This is a genomic window from Salinisphaera sp. PC39, assembly GCF_040361335.1.
GTDB lineage: Bacteria > Pseudomonadota > Gammaproteobacteria > Nevskiales > Salinisphaeraceae > APNM01.
The window spans coordinates 16951-31895 of record NZ_APNM01000001.1 but is presented as its reverse complement, the minus strand read 5'-3'; the positions used below and the strand labels follow the sequence as shown (position 1 = coordinate 31895).

Below are 14945 nucleotides of genomic sequence, written 5' to 3'. Positions count from 1 at the left end.
GCCCCACCGGACCCCGGACATGACCACGATCGGCACGCCCCTGTCGGCCACCGCCACCCGCGTGCTGCTGCTCGGCAGCGGCGAACTGGGCAAGGAGGTCGCCATCGAGCTCCAGCGGCTGGGCTGCGAGGTGATCGCGGCCGACCGCTATGCCGGCGCGCCGGCCATGCAGGTCGCCCATCGCGGCGAGGTGCTGGACATGCTCGATGCCGCGGCCGTGCGCGCCCTGGTGGAACGCGAGCGGCCGCACCTGATCGTGCCCGAGATCGAGGCCATCGCCACGCCCGCCCTGGTGGAGCTGGAACAGGAAGGTTGGCACGTCATCCCCACCGCCCGCGCCGCCCTGCTCACCATGAACCGGGAGGGCATCCGGCGCCTGGCCGCCGAGGAACTGGGCCTGGCGACCTCGCCGTACCGCTTCGCCGAGAGCGAGGCGGAATACCGGGCCGCGGTCGCCGAGATCGGCCTGCCCTGCGTGGTCAAGCCGGTGATGTCCTCCTCGGGCAAGGGCCAGAGCCTGGTGCGCACCGAGGCCGACGTGGACGCCGCCTGGGAATACGCCCAGTCCGGCGGCCGTGCCGGACAGGGCCGGGTGATCGTCGAGGGTTTCGTCGACTTCGACTACGAGATCACCCTGCTCACGGTCCGCTACGCCGGCGGCACCGCCTTCTGCGAGCCCATCGGCCACCGCCAGGAGCGCGGCGACTACCGCGAGTCCTGGCAGCCACAGCCGATGACCGCGGCCGCGGCCGAGGAGGCCCGGCGGGTGGCCCGCGCCATGACCGACGCCCTGGGCGGCCTCGGCATCTTCGGCGTGGAGCTGTTCGTCAAGGGCGACCGCGTCTGGTTCAGCGAGGTCTCGCCGCGCCCGCACGACACGGGCCTGGTCACGCTGATCTCCCAGAACCTGTCCGAGTTCGCGCTGCACGCCCGCGCCATCCTGGGACTGCCGGTGCCGGCGATCCGCCAGTACGGCCCCTCGGCCTCGGCGGTGATCCTGGGCGCCGGCGATTCCGACCGCATGGAATACGGCAACCTGGACGCCGCCCTGGCCGAGCCCGACACCGAGCTACGGTTGTTCGGCAAGCCCGAGGTCCACGGCGAACGCCGCCTGGGGGTGGCCCTGGCCCGCGGCGTGGACATCGACACCGCCCGCGCCAAGGCCCGCCGAGCGGCCGAGGCGGTACAGATCGAACTGTAGCGGTGCACCGGGCAGCTACCCCCGCCCCGCCGCAACCGACGGTGACCGCCGCTTGACCGCGTTGCGGCTACCGCCGGTCGGCGACAACGTACCCCGGCGCGGCAACCGCTTCACCCGCGCCTTCGGGCGTGTCGTGCTGCGGCTGTTCGGCTGGCGCATCGAGGGCGGGCTGCCGGACGTCCCCCGCGCGGTGGTGATCGGCGCCCCGCACACCTCGAACTGGGATTTCGTCGGCAGCGTCGGCGCGATGCTGGCGCTGGGCCTCGACGTCGGCTGGCTGGGCAAGCACACCCTGTTCCGCCGGCCGTTCGGACGGCTGATGCGCCGGCTCGGCGGCATCCCGGTGAACCGGGGCGCCGCGGCCGGCGTCGCGCGCGACAGCGTGGAGGCCTTCCGCCGGCGCGAACGCCTGTGGTTGGCGATCGCGCCCGAAGGCACGCGCCGCTCGGGCGGCACCTGGAAGAGCGGCTTCTACCGCATCGCCCGCGCGGCGGACGTGCCCGTGCTCATGGTCGCCCTGGACGCCCGCGGCCGACGGCTCACGGTCGGCCCGCTGCTGCGGCCGGGCACGGACCCGGAGGAGGCCGACTGGCAACGCCTGCGCGATTTCTACGAGCCGCACCTCGCCCGCCACGGCCGCGCGCTGCGGCGCTAGCCGTTACCGGCGGCGCTCGCCGAGCCGCCCTCGTCCTCCTCGACGGCGATCTCGCGCATGCGGAATTTCTGCACCTTGCCGGTGACCGTGACCGGGAACTCGTCCACGAACTTCCAGCGCCGCGGCACCTTGAAGCCCGCCAAACGCTCGCGGCAGTGCGCCTCCAGCGCATCGGCGTCGGGCTCGACCCCGGCCGCCGGGCGCACCCAGGCCATCACTTCCTCGCCGTAGCGCTCGGAGGGCACCCCGATCACCTGCACGTCGGCCACCTCCGGGTGGCCGTGCAGACATTCCTCGATCTCGCGCGGATAGATGTTCTCGCCGCCGCGGATGATCAGGTCCTTGATCCGCCCCACGATCGCCACATACCCCTGCTCGTCCATCGTCGCCAGGTCCCCGGTGTGCATCCACCCGGCCTCGTCCACCGCCTTGGCCGTGGCCTCCGGGTTGTTCCAGTAGCCGCGCATCACCGAGTAGCCCCGCGTACACAGCTCCCCGGCCTCGCCCACCGGCAGCAGCCGGCCGTCGCCCGGGTCGATCACCTTGATCTCCAGGTGCGGGTGCACCCGACCGACACTACCCACCCGCTTGTCCAGCGGGTCGTCCACCGCCGTCTGGGTGGATACCGGCGAGGTCTCGGTCATGCCGTAGCAGATGGTGACCTCTTCCATGTGCAGGCGCTCGCGCACCTGCTCCATCACCCGCACGGGACAGGTGGAACCCGCCATCACCCCGGTGCGCAGCGAGCCCAGGTCCAGCTCATCCACCAGCGGGTGCGCCAGCATGTCGATGAACATCGTCGGCACCCCGTACAGCGAGGTGCAGCGCTCCTCGGCCACGGTGCGCAGCACCGCCTCCGGGTCGAAGGCTTCGCCCGGGATCACCATCGCCGCCCCGTGGGCCACGCAGTTAAGGTTGCCGATCACCATCCCGAAGCAGTGGTAGAACGGCACCGGGATGCATACCCGGTCGGTCTCGCCGTAGCCCAGGGCCCGGCCGATGAAGTAGGCGTTGTTGAGGATGTTGTGGTGGGTCAGGGTCGCGCCCTTGGGCGCGCCCGTGGTGCCCGAGGTGTACTGGATGTTGATCGGATCGTCGAACTGCAGCGTCGCCTCGCGCTCGGCCAGGGCCGTGGCGTCCACCTCGTCGGCCCGCGCCAGCAGGTCCGCCCAGTCGTCGTCGAGCACCAGGGCGTGGCGCAGCGCCGGCAGCGAATCGCGCACCGAGGCCAGGATCGCCGGGTAGTCGCTGCCCCGGAATTCGCGCGCCAGCAGCAGCACGCTCACCTCCGACTGCCGCAGCGCGTATTCCAGCTCCGGCGCGCGGTAGGCCGGGTTGACGTTGACCAGGATCGCGCCGATGCGCGCCGTGGCGAACTGCGTCAGCACCCATTCGTGGCGGTTGGGCGACCACAGGCCCACGCGCTCGCCGCGCTCGACACCCAGCGCCAGCAGCGCCTTCGCCAGGCGCTCGACCTGGTCCCACAGCTCGCGGTAGCTCGCGCGGTAGCCCTGCGAGCGCACCACCAGCGCCTCGCGCTCGCCGAAACGCTCGACCGTGCGTCGCAGATTCTCGCCGATCGTCTGACCGAGCAACGGCTCGCCGCTCGGGCCGCTGGCATAGGACATCAATGGCATGGGCTCCTCCGTTCGTTCGCGGCCGATGCGTATGGGTTCAATCGTCCGCCAAGCGCCGCGCCAGCGCGGCCTTGTCGGACACGCCCAGCTTGGCGTAGGCGTTGCGCAGGTAATGGCGCACCGTGGACGGCGCCAGGTCCAGATCCCGCGCGACGGCCTTGTAGGACGCGCCGCGGCCGTAGGCGTCGGCCACGGCGCGCTCGCGCGGGGTCAGGCAATCGCCCGGCGGGCGCGGGCGCAGCTCCACCTGGAACAGGTCGCCGACGACCCGGCGCTCGGCGACCAGGCTGGCGCCATACCAGGCGCCGCGCCGCAGCGGCGCCGGCAACGACGGCCCCCGCCAGTGCGGCCATTCCCGCCGCAGCAGGCGCCGGAAACCGCCGTCCGCCGCGTGCGTGACGCCGCGCCGGTCCGCCAGGGCGCGCACCACCCGCGGCCCGCCGGCGGCCGCCTGACGGCGAAGATGGGTCAGGCGGTTGCCGCGCCAGGCCTCGGCGATATGCGGCATCGCCGCCTGGCAGAAGGCGCGCTCCGCGTCGCCGAACGGCGGCGCGCCGGGGCCCCGGTACAGCGACAGGAAGGTCGCCAGCCCCCGCACCGGCTCCAGCACCACGGTGGACAGGGCGTCGCGGATGCCGCAGGTGTCGACCAGCGACCGCAGGCCCGGGCTGCGGCGCAGGCCCGCGGCGTCGTAACGCAGGGTCGTGCCCGGCCGGCGGGCGATCGCGCGCGCCAGGGCGTCCTCGTGGCGCACGCCCAGCCAGCGTCGGTCGTAGTCGCCCGGCAGGCCGACCGCGTGGGAACTGTGCAGCCGGATGTCGTCGCGGCCGAAGGCGGCCATCCCCCACCAGGCCGCATCGAAGCCGACCGCGGCCGCCAACCGGTCCAGCACCGCGTCCTGGAAGCGGTCGGCGGGCAGACGGCGCTCGGCCCGGTGCAGCGCCAGCAGGAATCCGCTGAACGCGTCGAGATCGACCATGGCTCGTCACCTCCCGGGGTCGCGGCGCCCCGTCGCATCGGTTCTTGTCCGTGCCGCCAGCCTACCCCCTCCCCGGCCGCTTGGCAGCCCCCGCATATGCACGGGACCATCCAGCCGGTTTACGGCGTGCCCGGCATCCGCTACCAAGGGGGATCGAACCCGACCGGAGCCCGCCCATGTCCGCCGACCCCGTGATGTCCCATGCCGAGTACGCCGCCCACGACGCCACCGCCCTGGCCACACTGGTGCGCGCCGGCGAGGTCCGGCCCGCCGAGCTCGCGGCCCAGGCCCTGGCCGCCATCGAGCGGCTGAACCCGCAACTGAACGCCGTGATCGAGAGCTACCCGACACGCGACTACGATGCGCCCGCCGACGGCCCGTTCGCGGGCGTGCCCTTCCTGATCAAGGATCTGGTCTGCCACGAGGCCGGCCAGCGCTACGAGCTGGGCAGCCGGCTGGCGCGCGGCATGACCGTGCCGCACGACACCGACCTCGCGGCCCGTTTCCGTGCCGCCGGGCTGGCCACGGTCGGCCGCAGCGCCACCCCCGAGCTGGGCTATTGCGCCACCACCGAGAGCCTGCTGCACGGCCCCACCGTGAACCCGTACGCCCCCGGCCGCAGCCCGGGCGGTTCCAGCGGCGGGTCCGGGGCGGCCGTGGCCGCCGGGATCGTGCCCATGGCGCACGCCAACGACGGCGGCGGCTCCATCCGCATCCCCGCGGCCTGCAACGGCCTCGTGGGGCTCAAGCCGACGCGCGGGCTGATACCGGCCGGGCCGGACTTCGCCAATCCCCTGAACGGCTTCGCGATCGAGTTCGCCGTGACCCGCAGCGTGCGCGACTGCGCCGGCCTGCTGGACGCGGTGGCCGGCCCGGCACCGGGCAGCTACACCCGGCCGCCGATGCCCACCGGGACCTATGCCGACGCCCTGGCACGCCCGCCGGAGCGCCTGCGCATCGGCTGGACGACGTCCCCCTGGGCCGACATCCCGGTCGCGCCGGCCGTGCGCGAGGGCATCGAGGCCACCGCCGCGACCCTGGCCGAACTCGGCCACGAGGTCGTCGAATTGCGCCCCGAGCTGGACTGGGTCCCGTACTGCCGGGCCACGCTGGACGTCTGGTCCAGCTTCGTCGCCGCGGTCGCGGACCAGCTCGCGGCCGCCACCGGCCGCGCCGTCGGCCCCGACACCCTGGAGCCCTGCATCCTGGCGACGTACGAGTACGGGCGCCGGGTGACGGGCGCCGACCTGGTCGCCGCCGATCCGGTGGTGGCGGACGTGACCCGGCGGGTGGACGGCTGCCTCGCGGAATGCGACCTGCTGCTGACCCCGACCCTGCCGCATGCCGCGCCCGCCCACGGCGTGCTCGCCTCCAGCCGCGACGACCTCGACCACCAGGGCTACTTCGAGGTCACCTTCGAGTTCGCGCATTTCACCGGCGTGTTCAACATGACCGGTCACCCGGCCCTGTCCCTGCCGCTGTTCACGGACACCGACGGCATGCCGCTGGGGGCGCAGTTCGTGGCGCCGCACGGCGGCGAGGCGACCCTGCTGGGGCTGGCCGCCGTCCTGGAACAGGCCCGACCCTGGGCGCAGCGGTATCCGGATGCATGAAAATACAGTGCCGCACCGCATCGTCGTGATCGCGGCCGGCTCAGAGGGTGTTGACGACACGCCGCGAGCGAAGGCAGACCGTAGGCCGGGATAAGCGAAGCGTTCCCGGCATCTCCCTGTCGAATATCACGACGGCGGAAAGCGTCTCGGCAAATAGCCAGCCAGAAAATTAACCACAGAGGCGCACAGAGGAACACAGAGGAAACTGACTGTCGTCCCGGAAGCCGCGGCAGCGGCTATCCGGGACCCAGGGAAACGTTCGCCAGGCCAGGGATTGTCCGGATACCGGATCCGGACGAAAGCCTGCCCCGGACACGATCCAGGGCGCCCATCAAAACCTCTGTGCGCCTCCGTGCGCCTCTGTGGTTTCATGTCCTGCCAACCAAAGCCTGTAGACCGGGATAAGCGAAGCGTTCCCGGCATCCCCCTGTCGAAGAGCACGACGGCGCAAAGCGCCTCGGCAAACGGCCAGCAAGAACATGGACCACGGAGGCGCACAGAGGGAACGAGACCTCTGCACAACCTCGCGAGTGAGGCAGGTTGATCGACGCCGGAGCGCGGGATCCGCAGCGTTTGCCGCAATACGTGAGGATGCGGAACGCCGTCGTTTTGTAGACACCCTCTCAGGTGCCGCCCATGTAGTCCAGCTTGCCGATCGCCACGCCGCAGTGGCGCAGGATGCCGTGGGCCGTGGTGACGTGGAAGAAGAAATTCGGCAGCGCGAAATACAGCAGGTACTGCATGCCGGTGAAGTCCAGCGTCGCGATCGGCAGCTCCAGCTTTACCGGCTTGTCGTCGGTGCCGGCGATGTCGTCCGGCTTGAAGTCCCGCAGGTAGTCGACCGTGCGTTGGATGCGCGCCTGCAATGCCTCGAAGCTGGCCTCGTCGTCGGCGTCCGACGGCGCCTCGGTGCCGGTCAGGCGCGCCGCGCAGCGCTTGGCGGTGTCGCAGGCGATCTGCACCTGCCCGGTGAGCGGCAGCATGTCCGGATACAGGCGATAGCCCAGCATCACGGCCGGCTCGATGCCCTGTGCCTCGGCGTGCGCCTCGCCCTTGTCCAGCAGATCGGACAGGTTGCCGAGGAACCGGATGAACACCGGGATCGAGGCTTGGTACATGTCGATGGTCATGGTCGTTTCTCCTCCGGGTGGCGGGGATCACCGCCGGTCTCCAGCACCAGCTTGCCGACGGTCTGTCCCGATTCCAGGTCGCGGTGCGCCCGCGCGACCTCGGCGAACGGGTAGGCGGTGACCGGCAGCGGCCGGATGCGGCCGGCGGCCGCCCAGCCGAGCAACTCGTCCAGGGCCGCGCGCAGCAGGTCGGCGCGGTCGGCCAGGAAACTCAGGTTGAAGGCGAGCACGCTCTTGTTGTCGCCGGTCAACGCCATCGGATTGAAGCGCGGCGTGCGCAGCCAGTCGCGCAGCAGCCGCGGCCAGGGCGGCCGCCCGCCGCCGTCCTTGCGGAACATGCTGTGGAAACCGTAGACCACCAGCTTGCCGCCCGGCGCCAGGTGGTCATAGCCGGCGCGCAGGGTCTCCGCGCCGTTGGCGTCCAGGATCACGTCGAAACCGCCGGGCGCGGCGCGCTCCGCCTCGGCCCAGAGAGCGGCGCGGGACTTGTCGATCACCGCGCCGGCGCCCAGGGCCGCGACCGCCGCCACCTTGTGCGGCGCCCCCACCACGCCGGTCACCTCGCAGTCGGCGAGACGAGCCAACTGGACCAGGGCCTGACCCACGCCGCCGGCCACGGAATGCACCAGCACCCGCGCGCCGGGGCGCGGATGGGCCAACTCGAACAGGGCGTACCAGGCGGTCAGGAAGGCGGTGGGGAAGGCCGCCGCCTCGGCCGGCGACCAGTCCGCCGGGACCGGTGCCGCCTGCGCCCGCGGCACGACCGCCCGCGTGGCGTAACCGCCGAACAGGGTCAGGGCCAGCACCGGCGTGCCCGGGGTCAGGTCGTCGACGCCATCGCCGACGGCGGCCACCCGCCCCGCCACCTCGAAACCCGGCGTGATGGGATACCCCACCAGCGCCTTGGCCGAGGCGTACAGTCCCATGCGGGTGATGCAGTCGGCGAAGTTGACACCGGCCGCGGCGACCTCGATGGCGACCTCGCCCGGACCGGGTGTGGGGTCCGGGGCCGCCGTCAGGGTCAGTCGGTCGTAGCCGCCGGGCCGGTGGATGACGATGCGGCGCATGGCCCCGGCCCGGCGGGCGACCGCGTCAGCCGCGCCTGTCGGCGCGCGCGGTGCGATGCTCCAGGGCCCGGTCCAGCTTGTCCGCGGCCTGCTTGGCGGCCTTGTACGGGTCCTCGTCCTGCGCCTCGACGGCCACCGGGTCGATCCCCGCGGGCCGGGCCTCCATGGTGCAGGCCTTGTCGATGCCGCCCTTGCCGCCGTTGACGTCCTTGAAGAAGACCTCGATCCGGGTCAGGCGGTCGCCGAAGCGCCGCTCCACCGGGCCCAGCTTGCGATGGATGAAACCGTCCAGCGTCTCCGAATGCTGCACGCCCTCGCCCAGGTTGATCTCGATATGCATGGCGACCTCGCGGGATGGTCTGTGACTAAGCTGCCTGCCTTCGAGCCTTGGGGCCGGGCACGGCATTTCAACCGCCGGCCTGCCCGCCGCCGGGATCGCCGCCGTCTTCCCCGCCGTTCTCTGTCATGGCGTCGTCCGCGGGCTCGCGGTCCGCGATCTCGGCCCGAAGCGCGCGCAGCTCGGCCTTGACCGTCGCCATGTGTCCGGGCCCCATGCGGATCAGGGTCTTCTGGCCCCAGGAGCGTTCCTCCAGATCGGGGTCGGCGAACTCCCAGAGGGCATCCGGGCGGACCACCGGGATCGGGTATTCGACCGCCGGCGTCGCCAGCAGATGGTCGATCACCGCCACCAGCCGATCGTTGAAGTAACGGTCGGGATAGCCCATGGCCTCGTACGCCTGCTGGAACAGCGGGTAATAGCGTACGTACAGAGCGGCCAACGGCGCCGCGTCCACCGCCGTCAGGGCATCGACGTAGGCGTCGTAGCGGGCGGCGTTGTCGGCCGTCAAATAATGCGTGCCGTCCTCGCCGGCCTCCACGGCGGGCTGGCCGGAGACATGCTCGACCGGCCGGTAACGCAGGGGGATCGCCTTGCGGTCGAGATTCTCGATGGTGACCACCGTGTGCTCGATCAGGCGCTCGGGAACCAGGAAATCGGGCAGCGCGCCGCCGCCGAGCAGCGTCTTCAGGTCCGCGCGCACCGGCTTGTCGCTCTCCGCCAGCGGCGGCAGCGGCTCACGCGTCTCGGATTCGTCCTCGTCCGCCCCCGGCGCATCCGCCGCGGCCGGCTCGGACGCCGGTTCGGGGATGGGATGTCGTATCGGCGGGGGCTCCTCGGCGTCGGGGGTCTCCGGCGACGCCGGCACGGCCTGCCGCGTCCCCTCGGATGCGGTGAGCTGATCCCAGCGCTGATGGACGAAGATGCCCGCGATCGCGATCAGACCGAGAACGATCGCGGCCCAGCCCGTTTTCTGCATGGCGTTCGGCTCCGGATGTCGGTCGTCCAGCTTAACCGACAACGTCCGCCGGCTCCGAGTGGCATCCCGGCCGCGCGCGATTGCCGCCATAAAGGCGCCGGTATAGCATCCGGTGACGCCTTCTCTTGAGGCCGAGGCATGGCATCACCCGCGCAACTGTTCCAGCGCGCCCGGCGGTTCCCGCTGGGCGACCGCATATTCTCCCGACTGGTCACGATGCAGGCGCCCTACTTCGCAACCATCCGGCCGCGCTTCCTGCGATTGGAACCGGGCCATTGCGAGGTGGCGATGCGTAACCGTCGGGCGGTGCACAACCACATCGGGACCGTTAATGCGATCGCCATGTGCGCCCTCTGCGAGGTGGCCGCCGGCACCATGATGGAATCGTCCCTGCCGCGCGGCATGCGTTGGATCCCGCGGGGCATGACCGTGCGTTACCTGAAGAAGGCGGACACCGATCTCGTGGTGACGGTGACCCTGCCCCGATCGCCGGCCGAGGGCGAGAGCGCCGACATCGAGGTGCCGGCGCGCGTGCGCAATACCAGGGGCGAGACGGTCATGGAAGCGGACATCGCCATGTACGTGTCGCCGCGGCACCACGAATCAACGGCCACCGCCTAAAGCCGGACCGGTCGACCCCGAATTCGATTACCCCTCATCCAAACCTTCTCCCCCAAGGGGAGAAGGCTTTTACTATTTTCCGCCGAACGACCGGAGGTTCACGGATTCCCGGTCCATGATCCCAGCGGTGGACTTGTCCCCTCTCCCCCTTGGGGGAGAGGGCCAGGGAGAGGGGGAGCGCCGCCGATCGACGTCACTTGCCGAGCACGTCCCGGACGTAGGCGCGCAACTCCTCGTGGGTGCCGGGATCGCACCAGCGCTCCTCCAGCTCCGCGGCGAAGCGCTCGCGCCGGCGGCGGATGCGGTCCACCGCCTCCGAGCGCAGCATGCGCTTGACCACCGAGAAATTCTCGGTACGCATGCCGGCATAGCGCCCGGCCACCTCCAGGGCCCGGCCCATCAGCCGGTCGTGGGGCACCACCTCGTCGACGATGCCGCTGCGCAGCGCCGCGTCCGGCGACAGGGTCTCGCCGCTGAACAGCAGCCACTCCACGTCGGTCGCGCCCACCGCGTACTGCACCACCTCGATCGCCGAGGGCGGGAAGGGCACGCTCAGGCGCAGCTCGGGGATACCGAGACGGGCCTTGCCCTTCACCATCAGCCGGTGGTCGCAGGCCAGGGCGAGCATGCAGCCGCCGGCCACGGCATGACCGTTGAGGGCGGCGACGACGGGCCGGGGCAGCGCGAACAGCTTTTCGAAGACCTCGTCCAGAACCGGCAGGAAACGGCGGGCGTAGTCCGGCCCGCCCGCGACCAGGCGCGGCAGGTCCACGCCCGCCGAGAAGATATCACCGGAACCGGTCAACACCACCGCGCGGGCGTCCAGGGCCTCGTCCAGGGCCGCCGACATCGCCTCCATGAGCTCGATGTCCAGGGCGCCGGCCTTGCCGTAGTTCAGCCGCAGGGTAAGGATGCCGTCGCTGGCGAGGTGCTCGATCATGTGTCGCTTGCCTTGTCGTTGTATGTCGCTTCGTAGACCCGCCGGATGCGCTCCACCCGCTTGCGGTTGACGCCGAGGTCGGAATAGCCGAGGCGGGACGCCGACCGGACCTGGATGGCCCGGCCGTCGTACAGGAATTCGAGGTCGTCGACGAAGCCGAGCACGCGCGTGGCGCACTCGGCGTAGAGGTAATCGGGCTTGGCCTCCAACACCTCCGTGCGCGGCATCGCCGAGACGATCTCGTGCAGCCGCTGCATGGCCGCGGCCGGCTTGCCGTGCACCGGGAAGGGCTCGATCGCATGCCGCCGATCCGCCGCGCCGCTGTGCACGCAGTTGGGGCTGTCCGGACAGGGCGCCAGCGCGCCGTCGCGCGGGCCCAGGTCCCGTGGGCGTTTGCCGGGGAACAGTCGCATCGAGGTTCGATCCTGGATGGTACGTCGCGCGCCAGTATCGCAAAATCGATCCGGACACCGTAGCCGCATGGAGACCGTCATCGCCAGATACCTCACGATCGCCCTAGTCGCCGTCCTGATCGCCTGCTCCGACGGCGGGCCGACGGAACGGCCCGAAACCCGCGAGGGCGAGATCCGCGTCGAGGGCCAGGCGCAGCCCATGACCTTTAATCGCTTCCGGCCCGGCGAGGCCTTCGCGCTGCCGTTCGAGACCTATGTGCCGGCGGACATGACGGCGGCGACCGCGAACTCCGGCCAGGGGGCGGTGGTGGTGATCCGCGCCGCCTTCGACGGCACGCCGGTCGACGCCGCCGCGATCCACATCGCGACGCTGCCGGCGGGCACCCGTCAGGCCGATGCCCTGGCCACCGCCCGCGCCCTGGCGGCGGGCGTCGCGCGCGGCGAGGCGGTGCGCGCGCAGCCGCCGGCCTGGACCCGCGACCTGCACCGCCTGGAGGGCGACCGGCTCGGCTTCGTCGCCCTGGGCGAGCACGCCGGCCGCTGGTTCTACGTGCTGGTCGCGTATCCGCCCGAATACGCCGACGGCATGGCGCCGCGGGTGGACGCCATCCTCGCGGCCTGGCGCTGGCGCGACGACGGGTCGCCGCTGCGCGCGGAGTGACGGCTCAGGACCGTTCCAGGCGCCGCTCCAGCTCCGCCATCGCGGCGTCGACGACCCCGACCAGGTGGGTCACCAACTCGCCGAACACGATCGACAGCACCAGGCCGCCCACGGTCAGGGTCCACAACAGCCGGGTCTCGCCCGCGGGCGGGGTGTCGCCGAGCATGCCGGCGGTGACGATGTAGTAGCCGACGGCACAAAGGGCCGTGCCGAACAGTACCCCGCCCATGCCGTAGATCGCCCGCCGTAACCTGGCCAGCCTTCGCTCGGCGACCGCGTCCAGGCGCGTCTGGTGGCGATGCAGGAAGGCGCGGACATACCAGGCGACCCGGCAGAGATTGATCCCGGCGCACAACACCGCCAGCGCACCCACCACCTGGGTCAGGCGGCCGACGACCTCGGCCGGCCCCACGATCCAGAGGGTCATGCTGCACACGAAGAAGCTGGGCAACACGAAGCGCGTCAGCGGCACGCGCTCGGCGTCCACGTGCGGCAACAGCGGTCGGGTGAGTCGCGACGGCTCGGACATGGTCGCTCGCAAGGCCGGTCCGGTCCCTGCGCCCCATTGGACGACAGTGTCGTGACGGGCGCGTTAAAGCCCGGACGGCGGCCTTGGGCGCGAATGCCGGAAGCGATAACGACGGCGGCCACTCGACAGGGCCCGGGTCCCATCGGGTAGGCTGCGCCGGGTTTGCCGGAGCCGGCCGCCGGCACGAGCATCGAGGCCGCAGACTCATCCGGGCCCGCGCGCCGGGCCACGGCAACCGGACAGCCCGCCATGCACGAATCCGATCTGTCCTTCATTCCGCTGCTGATCGTGATCGCGCTCAGCTTCGTGGTGCCGCTGGCGCTGTCGCCGGTGCGCCGGCTGGGCATCCCGGTGATCGTGGGCGAGATCGTGGCCGGCATCGTCGTCGGCAAGAGCGGGCTCGGCGTGGTCAGCGAGGGCCCGGTGCTGGAGGTGTTGTCGGTGTTCGGCTTCGCCTACCTGATGTTCCTGTCGGGCCTGGAGATCGACTTCACCCAGATCCCCAGCCGCCGCGGCCTGCGTGCCGGCAGCCGCCTGCAGCGGACCGTGCGCAATCCGTTCGCGGTGGGCATCGCCATGTTCCTGCTCACCGGCGTCGGCTCGGTGCTGGCGGGGTTCTGGCTGCGACACGTCGACCTCGTGGACAATCCCTGGCTGATGGCACTGATCCTGTCGACCACCTCGCTGGGCGTGGTGGCGCCGGTGCTCAAGGAGCGCGGCCTGATCGGGCTGCGCTACGGTCAGACCATCCTGGTCTGCGCCCTGATCGCGGACTTCGTCACCATCCTGTTGATCAGCAGCTACGTGATCCTGCGCAGCAAGGGCGTGACCCTGGAGCTGTTCCTGGTGCTGGTGCTGGTGCTGATCTTCCTGGGCGCCTACCGGATCGCGGCGCGGGTGCGCGAGAACGTCCCGGCCCAGCGCCTGATGCGGCTGCTGTCCTCGGCGACCTCGCAGATCCGCGTGCGGGGCTCGCTGGCGCTGGCCCTGGTGTTCATCGCCCTGGCCGAGGGTCTGGGCATCGAGAACATCCTCGGCGCCTTCCTGGCCGGCGTGATCGTGTCGCTGCTGGCCGGCAGCCAGAGCTCGTTCCTGCGCGAGAAGCTGGACGCCATCGGCTACGGCCTGTTCATCCCCATCTTCTTCATCACGGTGGGCGTGAACTTCGACCTGCCGGCCCTGCTGGCCTCGGGATCGGCGCTGGAGCTGGTGCTGCTGCTCACGGCGGTGGCCTTCGGCGTGAAACTGCTGGGCGGGCTGGTGTTCCGGCTGGCCTACGGCTGGCGCGAGACCTTCGCCGCGAGCACGCTGCTCAGCTCGCGCCTGTCGCTGATCATCGCGGTGGCCACCATCGGCATGGAGATCGGCGCGATCTCGCCGGCGATGGACGCGGCCATCATCCTGGTGGCGATCATCACCTGCATGATCTCGCCGGTGCTGTTCTCGAAACTGCTGCCGGCGAGCTACGAGGCCCGCGAACGGGTCCTGGTGGCCGGCGACGACGCCGACGCGGAATCCCTGACCCGGCGCCTGCGTCACCAGCACCTGGATGCGATCCAGGTCACCGGCCTGCCCGACCACGAGACGGGGGGCGCGGGCGGCGAACGCCCCGCGGCACCGCCGCAGGCCATGGTGCGGGATCTGCGCGAGGCCGGCATCGAGCAGGCCACGGCGGTCGTCGCCATGCAGGCCGAGGACGAGCGCAACCTGCACGTCTGCCGGATCGCGCGCGAGCTGCACGCGGTGCGCAACGTGGTGGCCTGGGTGCGCGACCCCGACCGCAACCGACGTTTCCTCGACCTCGGGGTGCGCGTGATCAACCCGGCCAACTCCAAGCTGCTGATCCTGGAGGGCATGGTGCTCAGTGCCGAAGCCTTCGCGTCGGAACCCGAGGCCGAGGCCGACCAGGACGTGCGCGCCGTCAAGCTGCACAACCGCCTGCTGGCGAACCAGCCGCTGCGCAACCTGGCGCTGCCCGAAGGGGTGACCGTGCTGCGCATCCAGCGGCGGGACACGGTGCTGGTGCCCGGCCAGGACACCATGGTCCGGGCCAACGACATCCTCACCCTGGCCGGCGACGCCGAGCCGGTGGACGCCGCCGCCCGGCGGCTCACGCGGCGCTGGTAGCGCGACGGTTACCGCCGGGGCAAGATGGGCGGGATTGTATGACAATAATGCGAGGA

At 71.3% G+C, this 14945-nt stretch carries 15 protein-coding genes; 6 read left to right on the top strand and 9 right to left on the bottom strand.

Going from position 1 to position 14945, the window contains the following annotated elements; genetic code table 11:
- The first annotated feature begins 19 nt into the window (after window positions 1-19).
- Both purT and PC39_RS00150 read left to right on the top strand, forming a co-directional pair.
- The gene (gene purT / locus PC39_RS00155) at window positions 20-1201 is read left to right on the top strand and encodes a formate-dependent phosphoribosylglycinamide formyltransferase (RefSeq protein ID WP_353251329.1); all 1182 of its coding nucleotides are present in this window, start codon (window positions 20-22) and stop codon (window positions 1199-1201) included.
- A gap of 52 nt (window positions 1202-1253) precedes the next feature.
- Window positions 1254-1856 carry a lysophospholipid acyltransferase family protein gene (locus tag PC39_RS00150; RefSeq protein ID WP_353251328.1) on the top strand — a complete coding sequence of 201 codons (603 nt, stop codon included), beginning with the start codon at window positions 1254-1256 and terminating at the stop codon, window positions 1854-1856.
- On the opposite strand, the gene PC39_RS00145 is transcribed toward PC39_RS00150, so the two are convergent.
- Window positions 1853-3493 carry an AMP-binding protein gene (locus PC39_RS00145; RefSeq protein WP_353251327.1) on the bottom strand — a complete coding sequence of 547 codons (1641 nt, stop codon included), beginning with the start codon at window positions 3491-3493 and terminating at the stop codon, window positions 1853-1855. The two genes, PC39_RS00150 and PC39_RS00145, sit on opposite strands and share 4 nt — an antisense overlap.
- 37 nt (window positions 3494-3530) lie before the next feature.
- A complete protein-coding gene (locus PC39_RS00140; protein ID WP_353251326.1) occupies window positions 3531-4472 on the bottom strand; it encodes a helix-turn-helix transcriptional regulator in 942 nt (313 codons plus the stop codon).
- A gap of 176 nt (window positions 4473-4648) precedes the next feature.
- Here PC39_RS00140 and PC39_RS00135 point away from each other — a divergent pair, with 176 nt between their 5' ends.
- On the top strand, window positions 4649-6085 hold the full coding sequence (locus PC39_RS00135) for an amidase (protein WP_353251325.1): 1437 nt from the start codon (window positions 4649-4651) through the stop codon (window positions 6083-6085).
- Between the two features lie 623 nt (window positions 6086-6708).
- On the opposite strand, the gene PC39_RS00130 is transcribed toward PC39_RS00135, so the two are convergent.
- The 4 genes from PC39_RS00130 to PC39_RS00115 form a co-directional block, all read right to left on the bottom strand.
- Window positions 6709-7215 (bottom strand): DUF1993 domain-containing protein, encoded by a 507-nt coding sequence (locus PC39_RS00130; protein WP_353251324.1) that lies wholly within the window; start codon window positions 7213-7215, stop codon window positions 6709-6711.
- Window positions 7212-8282: a synaptic vesicle VAT-1 family membrane protein gene (locus tag PC39_RS00125; protein ID WP_353251323.1), complete on the bottom strand. Its 1071-nt coding sequence runs from the start codon at window positions 8280-8282 to the stop codon at window positions 7212-7214. The genes PC39_RS00130 and PC39_RS00125 overlap by 4 nt, the downstream gene beginning before the upstream one ends.
- 25 nt (window positions 8283-8307) lie before the next feature.
- Window positions 8308-8622 carry an HPF/RaiA family ribosome-associated protein gene (locus PC39_RS00120; protein WP_353251322.1) on the bottom strand — a complete coding sequence of 105 codons (315 nt, stop codon included), beginning with the start codon at window positions 8620-8622 and terminating at the stop codon, window positions 8308-8310.
- Between the two features lie 67 nt (window positions 8623-8689).
- On the bottom strand, window positions 8690-9598 hold the full coding sequence (locus PC39_RS00115) for a DUF3014 domain-containing protein (RefSeq protein ID WP_353251321.1): 909 nt from the start codon (window positions 9596-9598) through the stop codon (window positions 8690-8692).
- A gap of 138 nt (window positions 9599-9736) precedes the next feature.
- Between PC39_RS00115 and PC39_RS00110 the strand changes: the two genes are divergently transcribed.
- On the top strand, window positions 9737-10219 hold the full coding sequence (locus PC39_RS00110) for a hotdog fold domain-containing protein (protein WP_353251320.1): 483 nt from the start codon (window positions 9737-9739) through the stop codon (window positions 10217-10219).
- A 193-nt stretch (window positions 10220-10412) separates the two neighbouring features.
- On the opposite strand, the gene PC39_RS00105 is transcribed toward PC39_RS00110, so the two are convergent.
- Together PC39_RS00105 and PC39_RS00100 are read right to left on the bottom strand one after the other, a co-directional pair.
- A complete protein-coding gene (locus PC39_RS00105) occupies window positions 10413-11159 on the bottom strand; it encodes an enoyl-CoA hydratase/isomerase family protein (protein ID WP_353251319.1) in 747 nt (248 codons plus the stop codon).
- Window positions 11156-11572 carry a DUF1499 domain-containing protein gene (locus PC39_RS00100; protein WP_353251318.1) on the bottom strand — a complete coding sequence of 139 codons (417 nt, stop codon included), beginning with the start codon at window positions 11570-11572 and terminating at the stop codon, window positions 11156-11158. Before PC39_RS00100 ends, PC39_RS00105 begins: the two co-directional genes overlap by 4 nt.
- A gap of 67 nt (window positions 11573-11639) precedes the next feature.
- Here PC39_RS00100 and PC39_RS00095 point away from each other — a divergent pair, with 67 nt between their 5' ends.
- Window positions 11640-12233, top strand: coding sequence for a hypothetical protein (locus tag PC39_RS00095; protein WP_353251317.1), 594 nt, complete (start codon window positions 11640-11642; stop codon window positions 12231-12233).
- A 4-nt stretch (window positions 12234-12237) separates the two neighbouring features.
- On the opposite strand, the gene PC39_RS00090 is transcribed toward PC39_RS00095, so the two are convergent.
- Window positions 12238-12762 carry a hypothetical protein gene (locus tag PC39_RS00090; RefSeq protein ID WP_353251316.1) on the bottom strand — a complete coding sequence of 175 codons (525 nt, stop codon included), beginning with the start codon at window positions 12760-12762 and terminating at the stop codon, window positions 12238-12240.
- Window positions 12763-13011: 249 nt separating this feature from the next.
- Here PC39_RS00090 and PC39_RS00085 point away from each other — a divergent pair, with 249 nt between their 5' ends.
- Window positions 13012-14889 carry a cation:proton antiporter domain-containing protein gene (locus tag PC39_RS00085; RefSeq protein ID WP_353251315.1) on the top strand — a complete coding sequence of 626 codons (1878 nt, stop codon included), beginning with the start codon at window positions 13012-13014 and terminating at the stop codon, window positions 14887-14889.
- Window positions 14890-14945: the final 56 nt, after the last annotated feature.

Coding starts and splice junctions, on each gene's coding strand:
- PC39_RS00095 (WP_353251317.1), top strand. CDS start 11,640: ATGGAGACCGTCATCGCCAGATACCTCACGATCGCCCTAGTCGCCGTC.
- PC39_RS00115 (WP_353251321.1), bottom strand. CDS start 9,598: ATGCAGAAAACGGGCTGGGCCGCGATCGTTCTCGGTCTGATCGCGATC.
- PC39_RS00140 (WP_353251326.1), bottom strand. CDS start 4,472: ATGGTCGATCTCGACGCGTTCAGCGGATTCCTGCTGGCGCTGCACCGG.
- PC39_RS00110 (WP_353251320.1), top strand. CDS start 9,737: ATGGCATCACCCGCGCAACTGTTCCAGCGCGCCCGGCGGTTCCCGCTG.
- PC39_RS00135 (WP_353251325.1), top strand. CDS start 4,649: ATGTCCGCCGACCCCGTGATGTCCCATGCCGAGTACGCCGCCCACGAC.
- PC39_RS00125 (WP_353251323.1), bottom strand. CDS start 8,282: ATGCGCCGCATCGTCATCCACCGGCCCGGCGGCTACGACCGACTGACC.
- PC39_RS00100 (WP_353251318.1), bottom strand. CDS start 11,572: ATGCGACTGTTCCCCGGCAAACGCCCACGGGACCTGGGCCCGCGCGAC.
- PC39_RS00090 (WP_353251316.1), bottom strand. CDS start 12,762: ATGTCCGAGCCGTCGCGACTCACCCGACCGCTGTTGCCGCACGTGGAC.
- PC39_RS00120 (WP_353251322.1), bottom strand. CDS start 8,622: ATGCATATCGAGATCAACCTGGGCGAGGGCGTGCAGCATTCGGAGACG.
- PC39_RS00085 (WP_353251315.1), top strand. CDS start 13,012: ATGCACGAATCCGATCTGTCCTTCATTCCGCTGCTGATCGTGATCGCG.
- purT (WP_353251329.1), top strand. CDS start 20: ATGACCACGATCGGCACGCCCCTGTCGGCCACCGCCACCCGCGTGCTG.
- PC39_RS00130 (WP_353251324.1), bottom strand. CDS start 7,215: ATGACCATCGACATGTACCAAGCCTCGATCCCGGTGTTCATCCGGTTC.
- PC39_RS00105 (WP_353251319.1), bottom strand. CDS start 11,159: ATGATCGAGCACCTCGCCAGCGACGGCATCCTTACCCTGCGGCTGAAC.
- PC39_RS00145 (WP_353251327.1), bottom strand. CDS start 3,493: ATGCCATTGATGTCCTATGCCAGCGGCCCGAGCGGCGAGCCGTTGCTC.